Here is a 20,353-nt window from a genome sequence, read left to right on the forward strand (position 1 = left end):
GGTGCCGTACGGCGTCGGACCGTCGAAACGCCGGTCGACCAGCCCGCAGAGCGCCGCCACGACAGTGAGCAGCAGGACGGACCCGACCGCGGCGAGGATCGTCGTTCGATGGTGCCGCCAGGTAACCCAGATCATGCTGCCTCTTCGTCAGTGGTGGTCAGGTAGGCGAGGACGATGTCCTCCAGGTTCGGCGGGTCCACCCGCCAGCCGTCGAGCCGGTCCGGGCGCGGTCCACGCACCAGGTGGGCGCGCTGCTGGGACTCGACGATTGCGCCGGCGCCGATCAGTGCCGTGGGATCGGCCGGCCCGGTGAGCAGGTAGTGCTCGCCGAGGAGTTCGTCGACGGAACCGGACAGGCGGACCCTGCCCGAGCCGAGGATCAGCAGTTGATCGGCGATCTCGGCGACCTCGGACAGCACGTGCGAGGACAGCACGACGGTGGTCCCGTGCTCCGCCGCGTCCGTCATGAGGGCGCGCACGACGGACCGGCGTGCGACGGGGTCGAGTTCGGCCAATGGCTCGTCGAGGAGCAGCACCTCCGGCCGGCGGCCGAGTGCGAGGGCAAGCGCGACACGGGTGCGCTGGCCGGGGGAGAGCGTCTTCACCCGTGCCGACGGCGGGATCTGCGCATCGTCGATCAGGTGCAGCGCATATGCGTTGTCCCACTGGGCGTTCGACTTTGCGCCGAATCGCAGGATGTCGGTGACGGTGAACCCGCTGTAGAGCGGCTTGTGCTGGGCCACGTAGGCCAGTCCCGGGCAGATGCCGTTCCGGTCGGGACTGCGGCCGAGCACCGACACCTCCCCGGAGTCGGCCTCGAGCAGTCCCACCGCGAGGGACATCAGTGTCGACTTTCCCGCCCCGTTCGCGCCGACGATGGCCGTGACGCTACCGCGTTCGACGTCGAACGAGCATTGCCGTAGCGCCTGCTTGCTGCCGAAGCTCTTGTCGACCGCGCGCATGGAAAGTGCGCTGTCCGCCGCTTCACTCATGTGAACTCTCCTGTGTCCTCGCCGAATTCGGTGTCCAGTGCCGCCGCGACCAACGCCTCGAGGTCCGACCGGTCCAGGCCCGCGGACGCGGCTTGACGAGCCCAGGTCGTCAGCTCGTCCTGCAGTGCTTGCCGTTCCGCCATGCCGGGCTTGATCAGGGACTGGGTCACGAAGGTGCCCAGGCCCGGCCGGGCCTGGACGAGCCCGTCGTTCTCGAGCTCTCGGTACGCCTTGAGCACGGTGTTGGGGTTGACCGTGACGGCCGCGACCACCTCTTTCGCGGTCGGGAGTCGGTCGCCCGGATTCAGGTCACCGAGGCGCAGCGCCTGTTTGACCTGGAGGACCAACTGAACGTACGCCGGGATGCCGGATCGACGGTTGATGTGGAACTCGACCATCGAATCTCCATTTCACTATGACAATAGTGAAATGGATATTGCAGCGGTGGGGGCTGGTTGTCAACAGGTGGCCGCGAGTCGTGGTGGTGCGTGTCGTCGACGGGCAGGGGCCGCGAAGGCCGAACCCGGCCGACGAGCCGGTGCGATGCTGCCCCAAGAATGGAAGCGCCAGGTATGGTTGCCGCGCAACAGCTCTGGGGGGAGCACTCCTTCGCGTGGCCCTGGTCGGCCGGGACATGGGAGGGCGGACAGTCGCAGAACGGACATCGCATGAACACCACGGTCGTACGCACCGACGGCACCGAACGGGCCGAGATCATCGGGCAGGCGGACACGCTCTGGCGACGTGCCGGTGTCCGTGGGGTGGATCGACGGGTGTTGCTCGCGGAACTCGAGATCGAACTCCGCGACTCGCACCCCGACGATCACGGCATGACACCCTTCCCGGGCGAGGAGAGCGTGCGGATGCTTCGGGAGCGGGCGAACCGGCGCGGGATGTGCGGTCGCGCCTTGCGATTGGAGTTGGTGGTTCCCGCAGCAGTTCTCGGCATCGTCGCCGGCGCGGCCCTTCCTCTGCTGGTGCTCCTCTCCGTGCTCTCGCCTCTGTCGGCGATCCACGTGGGACAGTACGAACGCCTGCTCCACGTCTCGTCCGGGATCCTGGGATATCTGGGCGCGCTGTTGCTCGCATGGCGGGTCCTTCACAACTACGGCGATCCTCGCGCAACGTCGACCGTGTGGTGGCTCGCCGTGCTGCTTCCCGTGGGTGCCGCGCTCGGTGCCGGCGTGGGCGTCGCCGTCACGAGGTGGCGGAACTTCGACGCGCCCCCCGCGGTGTTCGGCGTCGCCGGTGTCGTGGCCGTCGGCCTCGTGCTGGCGGTGGGGATCTCGCGGCTTCTGGCGGCTCGCCCGGCTTCGGAATAGTCTGAACGAGGCGGCGGGGCCGCCCATCCGGAGGCCGTGATGATCTGTGACCCGATGTGCTTCTACCCGTTCGACCGTCCGTGGGACTGGCCGTTCTGGCGTGCGTTGTTCCCCGCGTTCTTCTCGTCGTCCGTCACCTGGCCCTGGTGACCGGCTGACCCGGTAAGGCCCGCTCGATCCGATCCGTCATCCAACTCTGTGTCACATTCGACTCGTGGCCGGTGTCTTCATGCCGAGAGCAACGAATCGGAGGAGGAATCATGACGAGCACTACCCGAATCCCGAAGGCGGAGTTGACCGGCCTCTACGGCGCGGTGGTCAAGCGGATGTCCCGCAAGATGCTCGGCGAGGTGGCCGAGCCGGTCGAGGTGACCTGGCACAACCGGAAGGTGCTGAACTTCAGTTTCACCGTCGGCCGCAAGGTGCAGAAGTGGGACCGGTGCGACCAGAACCTGAAGTCGTTCGCACACATGGCGGTGGCCAGCCTCGTCGGCTGCAGCTTCTGCCTGGACTTCGGCTATTTCCAGGCCCGCAACGAGGGTCTGGACCTGACCAAGGCGCGGGAGGTGCCGCGCTGGCGCGAGTCGGACGTGTTCACGCCGTTGGAGCGTGACGTCATGGAGTACGCCGAGGCGATGACCCAGACCCCGCCGACGGTGACCGACGGGATGTCCGCGCGGCTGCTCGAGCAGCTCGGCGCGCCCGCGCTGGTGGAGCTGACCGCGTTCGTCGCGGTGGCGAACCTGATGACCCGCACCAACACCGCGTTCGGCATCGAGTCGCAGGGCTTCTCGGCCGCGTGTGGCCTCGAGCCCCTCGCACTACGCTCGACGACATGACCGACGACCCGTTCGTCACCCACCGCAGCCTGCTCTTCACCGTCGCCTACGAGATGCTCGGCTCCGCCGCCGACGCCGAGGACGTCGTGCAGGAGACCTGGCTGCGGTGGGCCGAGGTGGACCAGGCCGAGGTCCGCGACCCGCGCGCCTACCTGGTCCGGATCGTCACCCGCCAGGCGCTGAACCGGCTCCGGTCGGTCTCCCGCCGCCGGGAGGAGTACGTCGGGGAGTGGCTGCCCGAGCCGCTGCTCACCAGTCCCGACGTGGCCGAGGACGTCGAGCTCGCGGAGAACGTCTCGATCGCGATGCTCACGGTGCTCGAGACCCTCGGTCCGGTCGAGCGGGCGGTGTTCGTGCTGCACGAGGTGTTCGAGACGCCGTTCCCGGAGATCGCCGAGGCGGTGGGCAAGACGCCGGCGGCGGTCCGGCAGATCGCGCACCGCGCCCGCGAACACGTCGGTGCGCGGCGTCCGCGGATGCGGGTGGACCGCGCCCAGCAGCAGGCGGCGGTCGAGAAGTTCCTGGCCGCGGTCTCCACCGGCGACGTGCAGGCGTTGGTGGAGGTGCTCGCTCCGGACGTGGTGGTGATCGCCGACGGCGGCGGCTTCGCGGCGGCCTCCCGGAAGCCCATCGTCGGGTCCGACCGGGTGGCGGCGTTCCTGGCCCGGGCGTCGAAGGTCACGGACCTCGTGGTGTCCACGGCCTGGTTCAACGGGATGCCTGCCGCCCGGATCGACGCCGGGGGCTCGCCGACCGCGGTGAGCCTGGTGGTCGAGGACGGCCGGATCGTCCGGATCTATGCGATCCGCAACCCGCACAAGCTGGGTTGGCTGGACAAGGTCGCGGAGTTGCGGCGTTGACCGGGTTGGCGCCTGCGTACGGCGCGGTACCCGGGCCACCCTGATCAGTCTCCGATCAGGGTGGCACCCAGTTCCTCTCGGTTGCAGGCACCGGTCTTCGATGCGGCGCGGTACACGTGGCCTTCGACGGTTCTGACCGAGAGTGTCAAGCGCTCGGCGATGTCCCGGTTCGACAATCCCAGTCCGACCAGGGAAACGATCTCGCGTTCCCGGGAGGTGAGCGGTCCGGGCTGCATCGCTTCCCGCAGGGCGGGGGTGGTCGGGTCACCGCATTCCTGCGCGATCCTGTCCGCTCGGGAGGCGGCGGTGATGGCCGATCCGTGCAGGTCCTGATTTCGGTACGCGATGGCAGCGTGAGCGGCGGCATCGGCGGCGGCCACCAGGTCGCCCATCTCTTCGAATCGGACCGACGCCGCGTGCAGCGCGGCGCCGTCGTCGGCGGTCAGGGCGGCGGCAAATGCCGATGCGGCCTGTACGCGTGGACCGTCGAGCACGGCGGCCAGTCGGGTCAGTCGTGCCGCCGTCGTCCGATCCCCGAACTGCGTTGCCACCTGCAGACACTGAACCTCACGAGCCGACTGGCCGTTCGTGCGGGCGATTTCGGATGCGTTGCGGGCGTGCGCTATTGCTTCGGTTGCCGCCCCGTGCGCTGCCGACACCCAGGCGCCGGCGAGGAGGCGTTCCGGTTCGAGGTAGGCCCAACTGGGGTGCCGATGTGCTTCGAGTTCGACGAGCGCCTGTGCCGCTGCGACTCGATCCCCGGAGATGGCGAGGGCCTGGGTTCTCGCGAGTTGGTAGCGGTAGCCGAACCCATTCGTCTCGCCGGATGCGAACAGTGCCTTGACCGACAGATCGAGGAGGGGGAGGGCAGTGGGAATTCGCCCGGCCTCCAGCGCGGCGCGACCGGCGATCGCCGTGCCGAGGATGTGGGCGGCCCCGGGAAGGTCCACGGACAATTGCTGCAGGTGGCGTGCGGCGTCCTCGGCGGCCGCGATCCGCCCGGCCAGCGACAACGCCCCCACGTGTGCGTCGGTCAGCACGAACCGCATCTGCGCCGCTTCGAAGGACCGCGCGACCAGGGCGTTTCCCTCTTCGGCGGCGGCCTCGGCCTCCTCCGTCCTGCCGGCATCGCCGAGCGCGACCACCATCGCCCAGCGGGTCACCGCCTCCACGACGTCGGGGAGGCGCGTCACCTCCAGCGTCCGGATCAGCTCGATCGCCTTCAGTGGGTGTCCCACCGCCGCCCAGTAGACCGCGCGGAACGCCGTGAGCGGTGCCCGGCCGTCTGGCGGAGAACTTGCTTCGGCGATGTCGATGAGCGACTTCGCGTCCTCGGGGCGCCGGAGTGCGTAGAACATGTTGATCGCCCGAAGGAAGGCGACCCGCGAAATCTCGCGATCGGAGAATCCGGCGGTCGGAATCTGGGCCAACACGGCGTCCGCCTCGGCGCCGCGACTGAGCCATGACAACGCATGGGCGCGAATGTAACTCGCCTCCACGGGGCCGCCGGCCGCGATCGCGGCGGCGGCCAGCCTGTCCGCCAGAACCAGATCAGCCCGCCATATCGCGCCGTTCGCCGCGGTGGTGTACAGCTCGGGATCGGCGGGGAGATCCGAGTCCAGGCTCAGTGCCGCGCGGCGGACGGTGACCCGCATTTCTTCGCCCCCGACGTCCGCCAATGCTCTCGCCACCTTGCCCCGTAGCCGGCGCAGCCGCATCGATGCGGCGCGAGCACGGCGCACCTCGCCGTACAGCGGGTGCGCCACCCGGGCCTGCAGCTCGCGTCCGGTTCCGGGGCGCTCTATCGCGATCAGTCCACGCGCATCGGCCTCCTCGATTGCGGCCGGATCGGTGATCCGTGCCAGCAAGCTGGTGTCGAGTGGCTCTCCCACGGCGAGCACGTCGACGACATCCGCTATCGGCGGTGGAAGTACTCCCATCCGCGCCTCGATCAACTCGATGAGACCGGGGGAGGAGACGGGCTCACCCGTCCAGGTCCACAGCCCGCCGAGCTCGGTGAAGCGGCCTCCCGACAATTCCTGCTCGACGACGTTGCGCAGGTACAGCACATTGCCGCGGGTGAGCTTCCACAACCGTCGCATGTCACTGGGATCGAGCGGCCCGCCGAGTGCCGCGCAGACGAGGGCGGTGGATTCCTTCTGCGACAGTGGCTGAAGTTCGAGCCGGTCGAGGAGACCGCCCTCGAGCAACGACCGGATGGCGTCGGGTACGGGTTCGCCGCAGCGGATGGTGACGATCACCTTCGCATCGCCGCGCAGCACCAACTGGTGCAACACGAACGCGGACAGATCGTCGAGCAGGTGAGCATCGTCGACACCGACGACGACCTCTGTCTCGCCTGATCTGTCGGTCAGTGCGCCGATCACGCCACGGACCAGTTGCAGCTGATCCGTTCCCGGATCACCGGTCCACTCCGCGAACGCACCCAACGGCAACGAGCGTGCGGACGCTGTTGCCGCGGCCCATCGCACGACGCATCCCCTGGCCGCAGCGGAATCGAGTGCCTCGCGGGCGAGCCGGCTCTTGCCGACACCGGCGGGCCCGACCACAGCCACGCCGCGGTGGTTCCCGGTTCCGGATATCGCCCCATTGACAAAGCGCAGTTCCTCGGTGCGCCCCGTCAACGGCCAAACGCCCCGCATACTCGAATGATATGCGGGGCGACCGCCCCGGGGCTATGCCTCACCTTGTCGAGCCGCGATCGAGCATGTGCCCGCGAAACCGATGCGGACTGTCAGCTCGCCAGCTCGGATCCGTGCACCGAACCCTCGTAGCGCCGGGTGAACGCCGTGCCGTCGTCGGTCGTGACGGTCACGTCGTAGCGGCCGTCGACCGTGGGCCAGCGGACGCTCGCTCGCCCGTCCGGTCCGACCTCGCAATCGCGCGGTTCCCCGCCGCCCTCCTGCGCCGAGATGGCGAAGGTCAGTGTCGTCGTACCGTGATTGGCCAGCTCCAGCTCCACCCACGCGTCCGTGGGGCCGACTCCCCTCAGCGCCGCGCTGACGTGCGGATCGGCCGCGTCGCCGACCTGGGGCAGGGCGCCGGCGAAGTGACAGAGGAAGCCGTCGGCGCCGTGGACGGTGAAGTCGTAGCGACCCGCCGTGCGGGCGGCATCCCACTCGTAGGTGTCCGTGCCGTGCGGCGCCACCGTGAACGGAGTCCCCGCGAACGGCCGGTGCGCGTTGGGGAACACCGTGAAGTGGAACGCCACGCTCCCCTCGTTCGTCAGCTCGGCGCGGACCCGGCCGGTGGTGCGATCCACGACGGCGTCGGCCCAGGGCCGGTACGGCAGCCGCCGGTGCGGCCGCGTCCGCGGCTCCTGCGTCGGCACCACCTGGGACCCCGGGGCGGGCAGCGGCACCGGGGGCAGGTCCACGGCGGCATCTGCGGCCGCCATCAGCGCGTTCGTGTCCGGCAGCGCGGGGATCGAGTAGTCGGGATTGGCGAAGTCGAAGCAGCTCGTCAGGTCGCCGCAGACCGCTCGCCGCCACGCACTGATGTTGGGTTCGTGCACCCCGGTGACGAGCTCGAGGAAGCGCAGCACCGAGGTGTGGTCGAACACCTGGGAGTTCACCCAGCCGCCGCGCGACCACGGGGAGACCACCAGCAGCGGCACCCGGTTGCCGAGCCCGATCGGCTGCCCGTCGACGAACTCCTCGGGGGTCCCGGCGGCCGGGAAGGGCGGCACGACATGGTCGAAGTAGCCGTCGTTCTCGTCGTACATGAGGAGGAACGCGGTGTGCCGCCACACCTCGGGATTGGCGAACAGCGATTGCAGGGCGGTGTCGACCCAGTGCGCCCCGTACGCGGGGCTGGCATCGGGGTGCTCGCAGAACAGGTACGGCGACACCAGCCAGGACACCGTGGGCAGCGTCCCGTCCTGGCAATGCGCGTCGAAGTCCGTCAGGTCCCATCGCGTCATCGCGTTGACGTACCGGGGGTCGTCCTCGGCGAAGCCGTGGAACTGCGGGAAGTACTCGAGGGCGTTGTCCTCGTAGTTGCCGTCCCGTTCGTCCAGGCCGGGCGTGTGGTAGACGCGCCAGGAGACGCCGGCGTCGGAGAGACGCTCGGCATACGTCGTCCAGTCGCACACCGGGGTCGTCGGTAGCGGCGTGTTGTCGATCCACGGTCCGGTCGTGCCGTCGCGACCCGGTCCCACCGTCCCGGTCCACAGGTAGAGGCGGTTGGGGCTGGTGGGGCCGGCCATGGAGCAGAAGTAGGCGTCGCCGATCGTGAACGCGTCCGCGAGTGCGTACTGGTACGGGATGTCCTCCCGGGTGAGGTAGCCCATGGCCTGCTCGCCCTTGGCCGAGGTCCAGCGGTTCATCGCACCCCGGTTGATGGCGTCGTGGCCGCTCTCCCAGTCGTGCGGCAGGCCCTCCGCGTTCTGGGCGTTGTACCGGGTGGAGTCCATCCGGTACGGCAGGAGGAAGCCGCCGTCGGTGCGGGACCGCGCGGGCTGGCGGAAGACGCTGTCGCCGTCGGGGAAGGTCAGGGCCTGCCGGTCCTCGAAACCGCGGACGCCCCCGAGCGTGCCGAAGTAGTGGTCGAAGCTGCGGTTCTCCTGCATCAGGATCACCACGTGCCGGATGTCGTCCATGCTCAATGCCTTTCGGCCGGGTGCAACAGGGAGGCGAGGAAGGCGACGTCGGTGCCCTCGAGCGAGTCCAGGATTGTCCGTCCCGCCGCTGCCGGTACCGCAACGGAGGGGACGACGAGTACCGCGCATCCCGCGGCCTCGGCCGCCGTCACGCCCACGGGCGTGTCCTCGACCGCGACGCACGCGCGCGGGTCCACCCCGAGGGCCGCCGCGGCCGCGAGGTACGGGTCCGGCGCCGGCTTGGAACGGGCGGTGTCCTCGACCGCGATCGTTGTGGTGAACCGCTCCGCGCCCAGCGTCTCACAAACCAGGTCGACGACGCGTCGCGGTGACGCCGTCACGATCGCTGTGGGCGTCCCTGCGCGGACCAGGTCGTCGAGCAGCGACAGCACGCCGGGGCGGGGCACGACCTGGTCGGCGACCAGGGCCGTGAACGCCGAATCAAGTTCGCGGGCAATCGTATCCGGGTGGGGTGCGGCCGGTCCCAGGGCCCGGCACAGGTGGGCCGCGGTGTGATCGGAGGGACGCCCCAGGACATCCGGCGCGTCGGCGGGCGACAGGGGGCGTCCGATCCTCGCCGCGACCTGCTCGACCGCGTCCCACCAGAGTCGCTCGGTGTCGACCAGCGTCCCGTCCATGTCGAAGAGGACGGCGGCCAGGCCGTCGGGTCGGGTGTCTTGGCTCATCGTGCGCGTCTCCGAGGTCGGGGAGTGGTTGAAACCGATTGCTGTACTGCGCTTCTGGTTCATCCGGCGGCTCCGCGCGGGCGGTCCACCAGGGCCGGACCGTCCGGCAGTGAGAGGGTCACGGCCGTGCCCGCGCCGAGCGCGGTGGCGGCGGCGGTGGACACGTCCGCAAGGGCCTCGCGTCCGTCGGGCAACCGCACGGTCAGACGGGTGGTGGCGCCGCGGAACGTCGCGGCGGCGATGCGGGACGTTCCGTCGTCGTCGGCCGTGACGCCGAGCGTCTCCGGGCGCACCAGCACGTCGACGTTGCGAGCCCCGCTCCCGGACCCGGTGGAGCCGGGAAGCTCCCCGTGGACGGGCAGACTGCGGCCAAGGACGTGCACCGCCCGCCCGCCGGCCTCGAGCTGTCCCGGGATCCGGCTCATCACCCCGACGAACTCGGCGACGAACGCCGTCGCGGGGCGCTCGTAGAGTTCGGTCGGCGGCGCACACTGTTCCATCTGCCCGGACCGCATGACCGCGACCCGGTCGGCCATGGAGAGCGCTTCCTCCTGGTCGTGGGTGACGAACAGCGTCGTGATGCCCAACTGCTGTTGCAGCCGGCGGATCTCCTCCCGCAGGGTCTGCCGCACCTGCGCATCGAGGGCGGACAGCGGCTCGTCCAGCAGTAGGACGCGGGGCTGCAGCGCAAGGGCGCGCGCCAACGCAATTCGCTGCTGTTGGCCACCGGAGAGTTGGCTCGGGTACCGCGCGGAGTGTTGGGCCAGACCCACCAGTTCCAGCAGTTCCATCGCGCGGACGCGCCGGGTGGACTTGCCCGCCCCCTGCATCCGCAGACCGAACGCGACGTTGTCGACGGCGGTGAGATGCGGGAAGAGGCTGTAGGACTGGAACACCATGCCCACGTCCCGCCGGTGCGCGGGGATGTTCGTGATGTCCTTGCCGTCCATGAGCACCATGCCCGCGTCGGGACGTTCGAATCCGGCGACGGTGCGCAGAGCGGTTGTCTTGCCGCATCCGGACGGGCCGAGCATGGCAAGCAGCTCGCCCGGGTGGATCTCGAGGTCCAGCCCGTCCAATGCGGTGGTGGCACCGAAGGTTCGGCGTAGTCCGCGGAATTCCACGGTGGAACCGGCCCCCGCCGTGGTGGCGGGCGTCGGATCGGTCAGTAACGCGGTCATGAGGCCTCCTCGAGGCGTTTGGTGCGTCCGGCTGCGGCGACGAGCATGAGCAGCGCCCAGGTGCCGAGCAGGCCGACGATGGACACGGCCACCGACATCTGTGCCTCGGAACCGCTGACGACGACGGTCCACACGGCGAACGGCTGGTAGCCGAGGAGCGCGGCGACGGCGTACTCGCCGAGGACGAGGGCGAGGGTCAGGAAGGCGGCATTGAGCAGCGCACCGCGCAGATTCGGCAGCAGGACATGGATGAAGGTGCGCGGCCACGAGGACCCGCACGACCGCGCGGCCTCGACGAGAACCCGAAGGTCGAGCGAGGACAGGCCGGCCTCGAGCGTGCTGTAGGCAAGCGGCAGGGCCATCAGCGCGTAGGCGAGCACCAGGATCACGGGAAACTCGGGGTCCTGCAACGCAACCAGGCCGTCGAACAGCGGTGTGCCGTAGTAGCGATCCGCGCCCCACCTCAGCAGCGTGGTGATGCCGGCGCCCAGGGCGACGGCCGGGACGACCAGCGGTAGCAGGCACACCGCCTGCACGAGCGTGCGCAGACGGGGCGCGGCGATCCGCACCGCGAGCAGCGCCGGCACCAGCACGCCGAGCACCACCGCGATCGTCGCCGCGGCCACCTTCAGGGTCAACACGAGGCTGCCGGCCAGGCCCTTCGCGCCGCCGATGCCGGTGTAGGCGTCGAGACTGACCTGCTGGCCGGGCGATCCGATGCCCACGCTGAAGGCGAGCGCGCACGCGATCGGGACCACGAAGTAGAGGCCGGCGATCAGGAGCACGAGCCGTCGGCCGTGGCCGGGCCCGGTCGACGTCACGCCAGCCATCGGGCACTCCTTCGCTGCAGCGGCAGGTAGACGGCCATGACGATCGCCGCGATCAGCACCATGTCCAGGCCGAGCGCGAGGGCGATGTTGCCCTGCCCCACCAGGACGTCGCCGGACAGGCCGGCCGCGATCTGCACCGTGACCAGCTGCACGGTGCTGCCGGCGATCGCCGCCGCCGTGGCGTAGGTGCTGAATGCGGTCCCGAACAGCAGGACGAACCCGCCCAGCAACGACGGCAGCAGGATCGGCAAGGCCACGTGCCGCCAGTACTGCACCGTGCTCGCGCGATTGTTTGCGGCCGCCTCACGCCACTGCACGCGCAGACCCTCCAACGCCGGGGTGAGGGTCAGGACCATCAACGGGACGAGGAAGTAGAGGTAGACGACGGTCAGTCCCCGCATGTCGTAGAGGCTCCAGCCGAGGTCGCCGAGGTGGAAGGCGTTGGTGAGGACGCCCGCGTTGCCGAGGGTCGCCACGAACGCGAAGGCCAGGGGCACTCCGCCGAAGTTCGCGAGCACACCGGCCGCGGCCAAGACCGCCCCGCGCAGGGCCCGGAACCGCGACGTCACGATGGCGTGCGCGATCGGCAGGCCGACGACCGCCCCGATCGCCGCGGCCGTCGCCGAGAGCTTGATGCTGCCGATCAAGCTCGACCGGTACGGATCCTGCAGCGTCGCAGTCATGTTGGCCGTCGTCAGCCCGCCCTCGCCGGAACCCGTCGAGGTTGGGGTGAACGCGCCGATCACCATCGTGGCGACGGGTAGACCCAACGCGACCGCCGCGAACAGCAGCAGCGGCAGGACGCCGAGCCAGCCCCCCGCCGCCGCCCGGTGGACGCGACGACGGGGGATGGACGGGGTGTCAGCGGCGGGGGCCGGGGTGCTCCGACTCCCGGCCGCGGTCATCTGGATGCTCATCTGGCGAGCACGCCGCCCCAGCCTTGGCCGACGACTGCCTTGGCCTGCGTCGACTGTTCCTCCGTCGGGAAGACCGGTGCGGCGGCGTCGACCTCGGGCAGCCTGGCCGCCGCGGTGGCGTCGAGCGTCCCCGCCTGCTCCATCGCGGGCATGAGCACCGGCCGGGCGAAGCCCTTCAGCCAGAGGTTCTGGCCCTCGGGGCTGTAGAGGAACTCCTGCCACAGTCGCGCCGCGGCCGGGTGCGGCGCCCACTTCACGATTGCCTGCGAGTAGAACTGGGCGAACAGGCCGTCGGCCGGGATGGCGACCTGCCAGTCGACCCCCTTGTCGCGGAGCGAGGCGCTGTAGCCGGCATTGAGGTAGTCCCAGTCGACGCTGATGGGGGTCTCGCCCTTCTGGATGGTCGCGGGCGTCGACTCGACCGGGTTGAGGTTGCCGACCTCGCGGAGCTTGGCGAAGTAGTCCAGACCCGGCGCGATGTTGTCGAAGGAGCCGCCGTTGGCGAGCGCGGCCGCGTAGACGGCGGCGAATGCGGAACCGGACTGCGTGGGGTTGCCGGTCAGCGCGACCATGCCCTTGTACTGCGGATCGAGAAGCTCGGCAAAAGTCTTCGGGCACTTCACGACACGGGCATTGCAGCCGATCGAGACGTACCCGCCCATGTCGTTGTACCACCGCGCGTCGGTGTCCTTCTGCCCCTCGGGGATGTCGTCGAACGCCTGGACGCGGTACGGCGACAGAATTTCCTGCTCGGCGGCGCTGATGCCGAAGGCGTGGCCCACGTCGAGGACGTCCGGCGACCGGTCCTGTCCCTTGCGCGAGGTCGCGGCGTTGATCTCGTCCTGACTCGAGGCCTCCGGATTCTCGACCTCGACGTCGATCCCGTACTTCGCCTCGAAGGTGTCGATGATCTCGCCGTAGTTGGCCCAGTCCCGCGGCAGGGCAATGGCGTTCAGCTTGCCCTCCTCCTTGGCGGCGGCGATGAGGCCGTCCATGCCGCCGAAGTCCTCGGCCGAGGTGGCGGTCGCGGCCGTGCCGGCGTCGCCGTCCGCCTTCGTGGTGGTCAGTCCGCAGCCGGCGAGGGCCGACAGGGCGATCGCCAGCGAGCAAGCGAGGCTCGCCCGGCGAAGGTGGTGTAGTCGCATGGTGTCTCCCGGGATCAATGTTGTCTATACAACGTGACCTCATTTCGCCAGAGCGAGGTGGCCGCTCGGTGAACGAGTCGTAATCGAGCCGTGAAGATTCACCGGCCAGGAACCGTCGCATCCCTACGGATGTGTGCCTGTGACCAGTATGAAGAGTTCTGAGAGCTACGATCGGGACCAAGATGACCGGGCCAGAAGGGAGACGAGCATTGGCTGAGTCAAGGGGCAAACGCCCCGGGGCCGAGTACGAAAAGTTGGCAGCCAAGTTGCGGGAGGCGATCACATCGGGGGAGTTCGGCTCCGGGGACCGGCTGCCCAGCGAGGAGAGCCTCGCCGGGACGTACGGAGTCTCCCGTGGCACGGTCCGTCAGGCGCTGGCCGTCCTGCGCGCGAACGGGTTGGTCACCTCACGGCGTGGCACCCGCCGCGTCATCCTCGGGACGGCGCGCACGCAGAGCTTCTTCGAACTGCTCAGCTTCAGCGGCTGGGCGCACTCGATCGGCGAGGATCCCGGAAGCCGAACGGTCGCCGTAGAGCACCGGGTCGCCCTGCCGCTCGAGTGCGAGCAGCTCCAGCTCGCATCGGGATCGCGGATCTACCAGGTGGTGCGGCTGCGGACTCTCTCCCGCGTCCCCGTCATGCTCGAGCGCGCGATCTACCCGGAGCAGATCGGAAAACTGGTCGCGGACCTGCCGCCGGAGGCCACCTCGCACGCGTCCCCCCTGCTGGACGCGGGCGTCGTGTTCGCCGATGCCGATCACACCGTCGACCTCGTCGAGGCGGATGGGGACGACGCCCGTCACCTGGGGTGCGTCGAGGGCTCGCCTCTGCTGCGCGAACGCAGGCGCGTCACCGACCCGGCCAGCACCCCGCTGCTGTGGTCCGACGACCGCTTCCTCCCCGGCACGGTCTCGTTCACCGTGCACAACTCGGTGGCCAGCACGGCCCTGTCTCGTCGCCGTGGCTAGCCCCGGTAGGCCGACGTCGCTGCCGGAGCTGCGGCTCAGTCTCCCGGCGGTCCGGCACAACGTCGGTCTCATGGCGGCGTGGTGCCGCGACCGCGGCGTCGAGCTGAGCCCGCACATCAAGACGACGATGACGCGCCCCATCGTCGAGCGGCAGCTGCGCGCCGGCGCGTGGGGCGTCACGGTCGCCACGGTTCGCCAGGCATCCCTGGCCCTCGAATGGGGGACGCGGCGCATCCTCATCGCCAACGAGGTGATCCATCTCCCCGACCTCGAGCAGTTGCGCGCGTGGCTGGACGCGGACCCGACACTCGAGCTCTACCTGCTGGTGGACTCGACGGCGGGCCTGAGCCTGGCGGGAACGGCCATGCGGGGCGCCGTCAATCCCCTGAGGGTCCTCGTCGACGTCGGGACGCCGGGCGGGCGAACCGGTGTCCGTGCGGTCTCGGCTGCGGTGGACCTCGCGCGGGAGTGCGAGCACACGCCGGGAATCGCCCTGGCGGGCGTCGCGGGGTACGAGGGCGTTCGCCCCAACCGGCGGGACGCGGACGTCGTCGCGCAGGTCGACGAGCACTGCCGGGAGACGGTGGCGGCCTTCCGTGCGGTGTCGCCGTGGATCCGGGCCGAACGGCCCGTGTTCAGCATGGGCGGCTCCGCCTTCCCGGACCGGGTCGTCGACGCCATCGCGGACCTTCCAGACCGGGGCGGGCGGCTGATCCCGGTGCTGCGGTCGGGTTGCTACGTGACGCACGACCACGGCACGTACGCGGAGGTGTCCCCGGTGCCGGGGCTGCGTGCGGCCCTGACGGTCCGGGCCGTGGTCCTGTCCGCGCCCGAACCGGGGCGGATCGTGGTCGGCGCCGGCAAGCGTGAACTGCCCTACGACGCGGGCCTGCCGGTCCTGGTGTCCGCCACCGATTCCCGGGGGGTGCCCCGTGAGGCGGCGAGGGCGACCGCGACCCAGATCTACGACCACCACCTCGTCCTCGCCGACGCCGAGGGGCTGGACGTCGGCGACGTCGTCGACCTCGGGATCTCCCATCCCTGTTCGGCTTTCGACCGTTGGCCCGACATCACGGTGGTCGAGGACGGCCGAGCGCAGGACGTGTGGCACCCGCAGTTCCGTTGAGCCGAGGTGAGGCATGCGTCTCCGGCCAGGCAGGGGTAACGGTCGGGCGGGCAAATCGGATGTATCGGTAGGTTTTCGGTCATTCGACGGAGGGGGATTCATCGATGATGGGTATTCGAGCGAGGCGCGTACTCGCCGGGGGCGCGGCCGCGGTCGCGATTGGTGTAGGGGCGGTGGCTCCGGCGGGTGCCGCCACCGATCCGCTGGCGCCCGTCACTGCGGCGGCTTCCAGTCTCGAGGCGCCCTATGGGATGACCGTCAAGACGCTGACCGCCGCCCGGGACGCCGGGTTCCCGATCTACGAGGCGGCGGAAAAGGTTTTGTACCAGGCTCCGAAGAGGGCGTTCTGGATGATCGAGTACCGGCGGGTGTCCAGCGACTACGACCTGAGTTCGCCCACGACGAAGTTCGTGGCCGTGGGTGCGGTCGGGCCGGACACCTTCTGGGTGTCGCCGGACTCGGTCCCCGGGGTGATCAGCATCAACAGGACCTGGCACCACCAGGACAATGTCGCGTTCCCGATGGTGGGATTCGAGCAGACCGATCAGCGCTTCACCAACAGTCCGCTGGTGCAGCTGCCGGGCGGTGGCCCGGGCATCGGAATCGCTCTCATCACCTAGGGGGCCCGTCTGGCGGTTCCGGTTGCTCGTGGTCCCCTCATCCGCGGTGCGTGGGTGAGGGGACTTCCGTCCCGTACTGACGATTCACAACGCCGGCGTGCCCATGCGCGTATCCACGCATTGCGGGCCGTTCGCCGGCGGTCATGTGGCCTGTGGCGCCGCCTGGGTCTCCGTCGCTTGTGACCAGACAGCCTGCCAGCGGCCGGTCGCCGCGGCCCTGTCGACAGGCGAGATCACCCGCAGCACTCAGGCCTGGCTGGTCGAGCGTCTGGGGGGCCTCGGCTCTGCTGCGTCATCGCGCGAGTGACCTGCCGCTCGACGGTGGGGGAGGGCCTGTCCGGAGGTGTCGGCGGTGCCGGTCGGAGGCCGCTCCACGTGCGGCAGGTCGGGTGTCCCGACTCGCTCGCCGAGTGGTCGACCGCCGGCGGGTTGCCGGTACTCGACCGAATTTAGTGGCGGCGAACCCTTGACGAAGCTGTATATACAGGACTATACATATCGCGATGGTGTGACTCGCCGCACAGTGCGAGGGGCCGGCCCGGCCGGATCCACCAGCACAGTCCAGGGAGATCGATTGTGAAAGACACCGCCGCGGCCCTGACCCGAGGTCTGACAGCACGCCACATCCGGTTCATCGCCTTGGGTTCGGCCATCGGGACCGGACTGTTCTACGGATCGGCGGAAGCGATCAACCGGGCGGGTCCGTCGGTGTTGCTCGCCTACCTCATCGGTGGGGCGGCGATCTACATCGTGCTGCGCGCGCTCGGCGAGATGGCCGTGAGCAATCCTGTGTCGGGTTCGTTCGGAGAGTACGCGAGCAAGCACCTGGGGCCGCTCGCCGGATTCATGACCGGCTGGACGTACACCTTCGAAATGATCGTGGTGTGCCTCGCCGACGTGACCGCATTCGGCGTCTACATGGGCTTCTGGTTCCCCGACGTGCCGCGGTGGATCTGGGTGCTGTCCATCATCTTCTTCATCGGCGCGATCAACCTACTCAGCGTCAAGGTCTTCGGCGAGGTGGAGTTCTGGTTCACCCTCGTCAAGATCGTCGCGATCGTCGCGATGATCGCCGGGGGAATCGCGATCCTGATCTTCGGGTTCGGGATCCACGACACCAGCACCGGAGTGAGCAGTCTTTGGTCCGACGGCGGCTTCTTCGCCACCGGGTTCGGCGGGTTCGTCAGCTGCTTCGCGATCGTCATGTTCGCCTTCGGCGGCACCGAGATCATCGGCATCACCGCGGGCGAGGCGGAGGACCCGGAGCGCACCATTCCCCGCGCGATCAACACCGTCCCGGTGCGCATCATCCTGTTCTATGTGCTCACCCTCGCCGTGATCATGGCGATCAACCCGTGGCAGTCGATCGGATCCGAGGGCAGTCCCTTCGTGCAGATCTTCCAGGGGCTCGGCATCGGACCGGCGGCGACGGTGCTGAACGTCGTGGTCATCACCGCCGCACTGTCCGCCATCAACAGCGACATCTTCGGCGCCGGCCGGATGATGTTCGGGATGGCCCAGCGAGGTCAGGCACCCGCGGCGATGGGGCAGGTCTCCCGCAACGGGGTGCCCTGGATGACGGTGGTCATCATGACGATCACGCTGCTGTTCGGAGCGCTCCTCAACTACCTCATCCCGGACAAGGTGTTCCTGGTCATCGCGTCGATCGCGACCTTCGCGACGATCTTCGTCTGGCTGATGATCCTGCTCTCGCACTACCGCTCCCGGCAGAGGATGGATCCGGCCGAGACCGCCGCGCTGAAGTTCCCGGTGCCGTTCTGGCCGTACGGGCAGTTGATCGCGATCGGCTTCCTGGTGTTCGTGATCGCGGTGCTCGCCTTCGACGCCGACACCCGCGTCGCACTGGTCGTCGGAGCGGTGTGGCTGGCGCTGCTCACCCTCGCCTACCGCCGGTGGGTGCGACCCGAGCCGGCACCGGCCGAACCCCTACACGCGGACCGCGTGTCCTGACCCACCGACAAATTTCTCGCTACCGCTCATTCGAAACGGAGAACAATCATGAGCACGAACACCCTCCCGCACACAGAGAAGCGCGCAATGGACATGAATGAGCCCGTCGTCGTCGGAGTCGGCGCCGTGACGCCGGAGGAGTTGGTGCGCGTCGCCCGGTTCGGCGCACCGGTACGACTGTCCGACGAGGCGCTCTCGGCGATCGGGGCCAGCCGAAACCGCATCCAGGCCCTCGCCGAGGACCCGAGGCCGGTGTACGGGGTCTCGACCGGATTCGGTGCGCTCGCTACCAGGCACATCCCGCTGGAGATGCGCGCACAGCTGCAGCGCAGCCTGATCCGCTCGCACGCCGCCGGATCCGGTCCGGAGGTGGAGCGCGAGGTGATCCGGGCGCTGATGCTGCTGCGGCTGTCCACGCTGGCGACCGGCCGGACCGGCGTCCGACCGGAGGTGGCCCAGGTCTACGCGGGGCTGCTGTCGGCCGGTATCACCCCGGTCGTCCACGAGTACGGCAGCCTCGGCTGCTCGGGCGACCTCGCGCCACTGGCGCACGTGGCGATGGCCGTGATCGGGGAGGGCACGGTGCGGGACGCCGACGGCGAGCTCACCTCGGCCGCCGAGGCCCTGGCCGCCGCCGGCATCGAGCCGGTCGAGCTCAAGGAGAAGGAGGGCCTGGCCCTCATCAACGGCACCGACGGCATGCTGGGCATGCTGGTGCTGGCCTGCCACGACCTGCACAAGCTGCTCTCCCTGGCGGACGTCACCGCGGCGATGAGCGTCGAGGGGCTGCTCGGCACGGACAAGGTGTTCGCGGCAGACCTGCAGGCGCTGCGGCCGCAGCCCGGTCAGGCGGTGGCGGCCGCGAACATGACCCGGGTGCTCGCCGGATCGGGAATCGTCGCCAGCCACGCCACCCCCGACTGCACGGTCGTGCAGGACGCCTACTCGCTGCGGTGCGCGCCGCAGGTCGCGGGCGGCGCGCGCGACACCCTCGCACACGCCGAGCGGGTGGCCTCGTTCGAGTTGGCGAGCGCCGTTGACAACCCGGTGGTGACCCTCGACGGCCGGGTCGAGTCCAACGGCAACTTCCACGGGGCGCCGGTCGCGTACGTGCTCGACTTCCTCGCGATCGTCGTCGCCGACCTGGCGAGCATGAGCGAGCGCCGCACGGATCGATTCCTCGACGTCGCACGCAACCACGGATTGCCGCCGTTCCTGGCCGACGACCCCGGCGTGGACAGCGGGCACATGATCGCGCAGTACACGCAGGCCGCGATCGTGTCCGAGCTCAAACGGCTCGCTGCGCCCGCGAGCGTCGACTCGATCCCCTCGTCCGCCATGCAGGAGGACCACGTGTCGATGGGCTGGTCGGGCGCCCGCAAGCTGCGGCGTGCCGTCGACGGGCTCACCCGGGTGCTCGCCATCGAGGCGCTCACCGCCGCCCGTGGCCTGGACCTGCGTGCCCCGCTCGAGCCGTCGCCCGCGACCGCCGCCGTGCGCGACAAGATCCGTGAGCAGGTTCAGGGACCGGGCACGGACCGGTACCTGGCACCGGAGATCGAGGCCGCGGTGCAGCTGGCGGCCTCCGGGGCGTTGCTCGACAGCGCCGAGTCCGTGGTCGGCAAGCTCAGCTGACCCGCTTCCGTTCGCAGCTGTCGAATGAGGAATCGGACTTCCGGTGAAACCGCATACGGGACAGCGTCGTTCCGTACCACGGCGTCCGACCGCACGGTGGTGCCCTGGCTGAACGGCCAGGGCACCACCCAGGTGGTTGCGGAGACCGGCGACTGGCGCGTGAGCATCGCCGACGAACCGCTCGAGTCGACCTTCTCGGTGATCGCGGGCTACGACCGATTGATCATCCCGATCGGCTCGGTCGCTCTCGAGCTCACCGGCCCGCCTTTCTCCGCAACGGGGGACGGTGTCGATGCGGTCACCGTCGTGCGACACGTGATCGAGCCGCTGCAGACATTCGCGTTCCCGGGGGAGTGGGCGCCGACATCGCGGGCGTCGCGTCGCACGCGGGCCCTCAACGTCATGACCAGGCGGGGTGTGGCTGACATGACGGTGGAGATCGGGTCGTCGGAGATTCCCGACCGTTCCAGTTCGGCCCGGATCTGTCTCGATCTCGCTACCGAAGAAGCCCTGATCGTGCCGCCCGGCGAACCGATGCCGCCCGTGCCTCGGGGACGGTGCGCGCTCATCTCGATATCGCCCGCCGGTCCGCACGCACTCCGGGTGTCGTCGACGGACTGACGATGGTCCGCAGGCTCGA

General features: G+C 69.6%; 18 protein-coding genes. 9 read left to right on the top strand and 9 right to left on the bottom strand.

Annotated elements, in window-relative coordinates; all coding sequences use genetic code 11:
* Positions 1 to 131: 131 nt before the first annotated feature.
* Together RT2_RS21325 and RT2_RS21330 are read right to left on the bottom strand one after the other, a co-directional pair.
* Complete coding sequence (locus tag RT2_RS21325; protein ID WP_072846813.1) at positions 132 to 992, bottom strand: ABC transporter ATP-binding protein; 861 nt, start codon at positions 990 to 992, stop codon at positions 132 to 134.
* Positions 989 to 1,390 (bottom strand): GntR family transcriptional regulator, encoded by a 402-nt coding sequence (locus tag RT2_RS21330; RefSeq protein WP_072846814.1) that lies wholly within the window; start codon positions 1,388 to 1,390, stop codon positions 989 to 991. The genes RT2_RS21325 and RT2_RS21330 overlap by 4 nt, the downstream gene beginning before the upstream one ends.
* Before the next feature lie 270 nt (positions 1,391 to 1,660).
* On the opposite strand from RT2_RS21330, the gene RT2_RS21335 reads away from it, so the two are divergent.
* The 3 genes from RT2_RS21335 (at position 1,661) to RT2_RS21345 (ending at position 4,013) form a co-directional block, all read left to right on the top strand.
* On the top strand, positions 1,661 to 2,314 hold the full coding sequence (locus RT2_RS21335) for a hypothetical protein (RefSeq protein WP_072846815.1): 654 nt from the start codon (positions 1,661 to 1,663) through the stop codon (positions 2,312 to 2,314).
* Between the two features lie 260 nt (positions 2,315 to 2,574).
* Positions 2,575 to 3,153, top strand: a complete 579-nt coding sequence (locus tag RT2_RS21340; RefSeq protein WP_072846816.1) for a carboxymuconolactone decarboxylase family protein — start codon at positions 2,575 to 2,577, stop codon at positions 3,151 to 3,153.
* Positions 3,150 to 4,013 (top strand): RNA polymerase sigma-70 factor, encoded by an 864-nt coding sequence (locus tag RT2_RS21345; protein WP_072846817.1) that lies wholly within the window; start codon positions 3,150 to 3,152, stop codon positions 4,011 to 4,013. The genes RT2_RS21340 and RT2_RS21345 overlap by 4 nt, the downstream gene beginning before the upstream one ends.
* A 44-nt stretch (positions 4,014 to 4,057) precedes the next feature.
* Here RT2_RS21345 and RT2_RS21350 read toward each other — a convergent pair whose 3' ends face one another.
* The 7 genes from RT2_RS21350 to RT2_RS21380 all read right to left on the bottom strand — a co-directional run bounded on the left by RT2_RS21350 (position 4,058) and on the right by RT2_RS21380 (position 13,393).
* Positions 4,058 to 6,676: a LuxR C-terminal-related transcriptional regulator gene (locus tag RT2_RS21350; RefSeq protein WP_072846818.1), complete on the bottom strand. Its 2,619-nt coding sequence runs from the start codon at positions 6,674 to 6,676 to the stop codon at positions 4,058 to 4,060.
* Between the two features lie 92 nt (positions 6,677 to 6,768).
* Positions 6,769 to 8,634, bottom strand: coding sequence for a phosphocholine-specific phospholipase C (locus tag RT2_RS21355; RefSeq protein ID WP_083577539.1), 1,866 nt, complete (start codon positions 8,632 to 8,634; stop codon positions 6,769 to 6,771).
* A 2-nt stretch (positions 8,635 to 8,636) separates the two neighbouring features.
* Entirely contained in the window at positions 8,637 to 9,320 is a 684-nt protein-coding gene (locus RT2_RS21360; RefSeq protein ID WP_072846819.1) for an HAD family hydrolase, read from the bottom strand.
* A 59-nt stretch (positions 9,321 to 9,379) separates the two neighbouring features.
* Positions 9,380 to 10,501 carry an ABC transporter ATP-binding protein gene (locus tag RT2_RS21365; RefSeq protein WP_072846820.1) on the bottom strand — a complete coding sequence of 374 codons (1,122 nt, stop codon included), beginning with the start codon at positions 10,499 to 10,501 and terminating at the stop codon, positions 9,380 to 9,382.
* Positions 10,498 to 11,331: an ABC transporter permease gene (locus RT2_RS21370; RefSeq protein WP_072846821.1), complete on the bottom strand. Its 834-nt coding sequence runs from the start codon at positions 11,329 to 11,331 to the stop codon at positions 10,498 to 10,500. Before RT2_RS21370 ends, RT2_RS21365 begins: the two co-directional genes overlap by 4 nt.
* Positions 11,319 to 12,248 (bottom strand): ABC transporter permease, encoded by a 930-nt coding sequence (locus RT2_RS21375; protein ID WP_245709218.1) that lies wholly within the window; start codon positions 12,246 to 12,248, stop codon positions 11,319 to 11,321. The genes RT2_RS21370 and RT2_RS21375 overlap by 13 nt, the downstream gene beginning before the upstream one ends.
* Positions 12,245 to 13,393: an ABC transporter substrate-binding protein gene (locus tag RT2_RS21380; RefSeq protein ID WP_072846822.1), complete on the bottom strand. Its 1,149-nt coding sequence runs from the start codon at positions 13,391 to 13,393 to the stop codon at positions 12,245 to 12,247. Before RT2_RS21380 ends, RT2_RS21375 begins: the two co-directional genes overlap by 4 nt.
* A gap of 209 nt (positions 13,394 to 13,602) precedes the next feature.
* Between RT2_RS21380 and RT2_RS21385 the strand changes: the two genes are divergently transcribed.
* From RT2_RS21385 to RT2_RS21410, 6 genes are all read left to right on the top strand, one after another.
* Positions 13,603 to 14,361, top strand: a complete 759-nt coding sequence (locus tag RT2_RS21385) for a GntR family transcriptional regulator (protein WP_217635588.1) — start codon at positions 13,603 to 13,605, stop codon at positions 14,359 to 14,361.
* Entirely contained in the window at positions 14,354 to 15,487 is a 1,134-nt protein-coding gene (locus tag RT2_RS21390; protein WP_217635589.1) for an alanine racemase, read from the top strand. Before RT2_RS21385 ends, RT2_RS21390 begins: the two co-directional genes overlap by 8 nt.
* A gap of 251 nt (positions 15,488 to 15,738) precedes the next feature.
* Entirely contained in the window at positions 15,739 to 16,107 is a 369-nt protein-coding gene (locus tag RT2_RS21395) for a hypothetical protein (protein WP_072846825.1), read from the top strand.
* Between the two features lie 576 nt (positions 16,108 to 16,683).
* The gene (locus RT2_RS21400; RefSeq protein ID WP_072846826.1) at positions 16,684 to 18,078 is read left to right on the top strand and encodes an amino acid permease; all 1,395 of its coding nucleotides are present in this window, start codon (positions 16,684 to 16,686) and stop codon (positions 18,076 to 18,078) included.
* An 87-nt stretch (positions 18,079 to 18,165) separates the two neighbouring features.
* Positions 18,166 to 19,713, top strand: a complete 1,548-nt coding sequence (gene hutH, locus RT2_RS21405) for a histidine ammonia-lyase (RefSeq protein WP_072846860.1) — start codon at positions 18,166 to 18,168, stop codon at positions 19,711 to 19,713.
* Positions 19,714 to 19,737: 24 nt separating this feature from the next.
* Entirely contained in the window at positions 19,738 to 20,334 is a 597-nt protein-coding gene (locus tag RT2_RS21410; RefSeq protein ID WP_092775957.1) for a HutD family protein, read from the top strand.
* Positions 20,335 to 20,353 lie beyond the last annotated feature (19 nt).

It is taken from the genome of Rhodococcus tukisamuensis NBRC 100609 (genome assembly GCF_001894985.1).
In the GTDB taxonomy this organism is placed as follows: Bacteria; Actinomycetota; Actinomycetes; order Mycobacteriales; family Mycobacteriaceae; genus Rhodococcus_G; species Rhodococcus_G tukisamuensis.

Bases quoted from the DNA above. Each gene is read 5' to 3' on its own strand.
- RT2_RS21325 (WP_072846813.1), bottom strand. From the start codon at position 992: ATGAGTGAAGCGGCGGACAGCGCACTTTCCATGCGCGCGGTCGACAAG.
- RT2_RS21330 (WP_072846814.1), bottom strand. From the start codon at position 1,390: ATGGTCGAGTTCCACATCAACCGTCGATCCGGCATCCCGGCGTACGTT.
- RT2_RS21335 (WP_072846815.1), top strand. From the start codon at position 1,661: ATGAACACCACGGTCGTACGCACCGACGGCACCGAACGGGCCGAGATC.
- RT2_RS21340 (WP_072846816.1), top strand. From the start codon at position 2,575: ATGACGAGCACTACCCGAATCCCGAAGGCGGAGTTGACCGGCCTCTAC.
- RT2_RS21345 (WP_072846817.1), top strand. From the start codon at position 3,150: ATGACCGACGACCCGTTCGTCACCCACCGCAGCCTGCTCTTCACCGTC.
- RT2_RS21350 (WP_072846818.1), bottom strand. From the start codon at position 6,676: ATGCGGGGCGTTTGGCCGTTGACGGGGCGCACCGAGGAACTGCGCTTT.
- RT2_RS21355 (WP_083577539.1), bottom strand. From the start codon at position 8,634: ATGGACGACATCCGGCACGTGGTGATCCTGATGCAGGAGAACCGCAGC.
- RT2_RS21360 (WP_072846819.1), bottom strand. From the start codon at position 9,320: ATGAGCCAAGACACCCGACCCGACGGCCTGGCCGCCGTCCTCTTCGAC.
- RT2_RS21365 (WP_072846820.1), bottom strand. From the start codon at position 10,501: ATGACCGCGTTACTGACCGATCCGACGCCCGCCACCACGGCGGGGGCC.
- RT2_RS21370 (WP_072846821.1), bottom strand. From the start codon at position 11,331: ATGGCTGGCGTGACGTCGACCGGGCCCGGCCACGGCCGACGGCTCGTG.
- RT2_RS21375 (WP_245709218.1), bottom strand. From the start codon at position 12,248: ATGAGCATCCAGATGACCGCGGCCGGGAGTCGGAGCACCCCGGCCCCC.
- RT2_RS21380 (WP_072846822.1), bottom strand. From the start codon at position 13,393: ATGCGACTACACCACCTTCGCCGGGCGAGCCTCGCTTGCTCGCTGGCG.
- RT2_RS21395 (WP_072846825.1), top strand. From the start codon at position 15,739: ATGACCGTCAAGACGCTGACCGCCGCCCGGGACGCCGGGTTCCCGATC.
- hutH (WP_072846860.1), top strand. From the start codon at position 18,166: ATGGACATGAATGAGCCCGTCGTCGTCGGAGTCGGCGCCGTGACGCCG.
- RT2_RS21410 (WP_092775957.1), top strand. From the start codon at position 19,738: ATGAGGAATCGGACTTCCGGTGAAACCGCATACGGGACAGCGTCGTTC.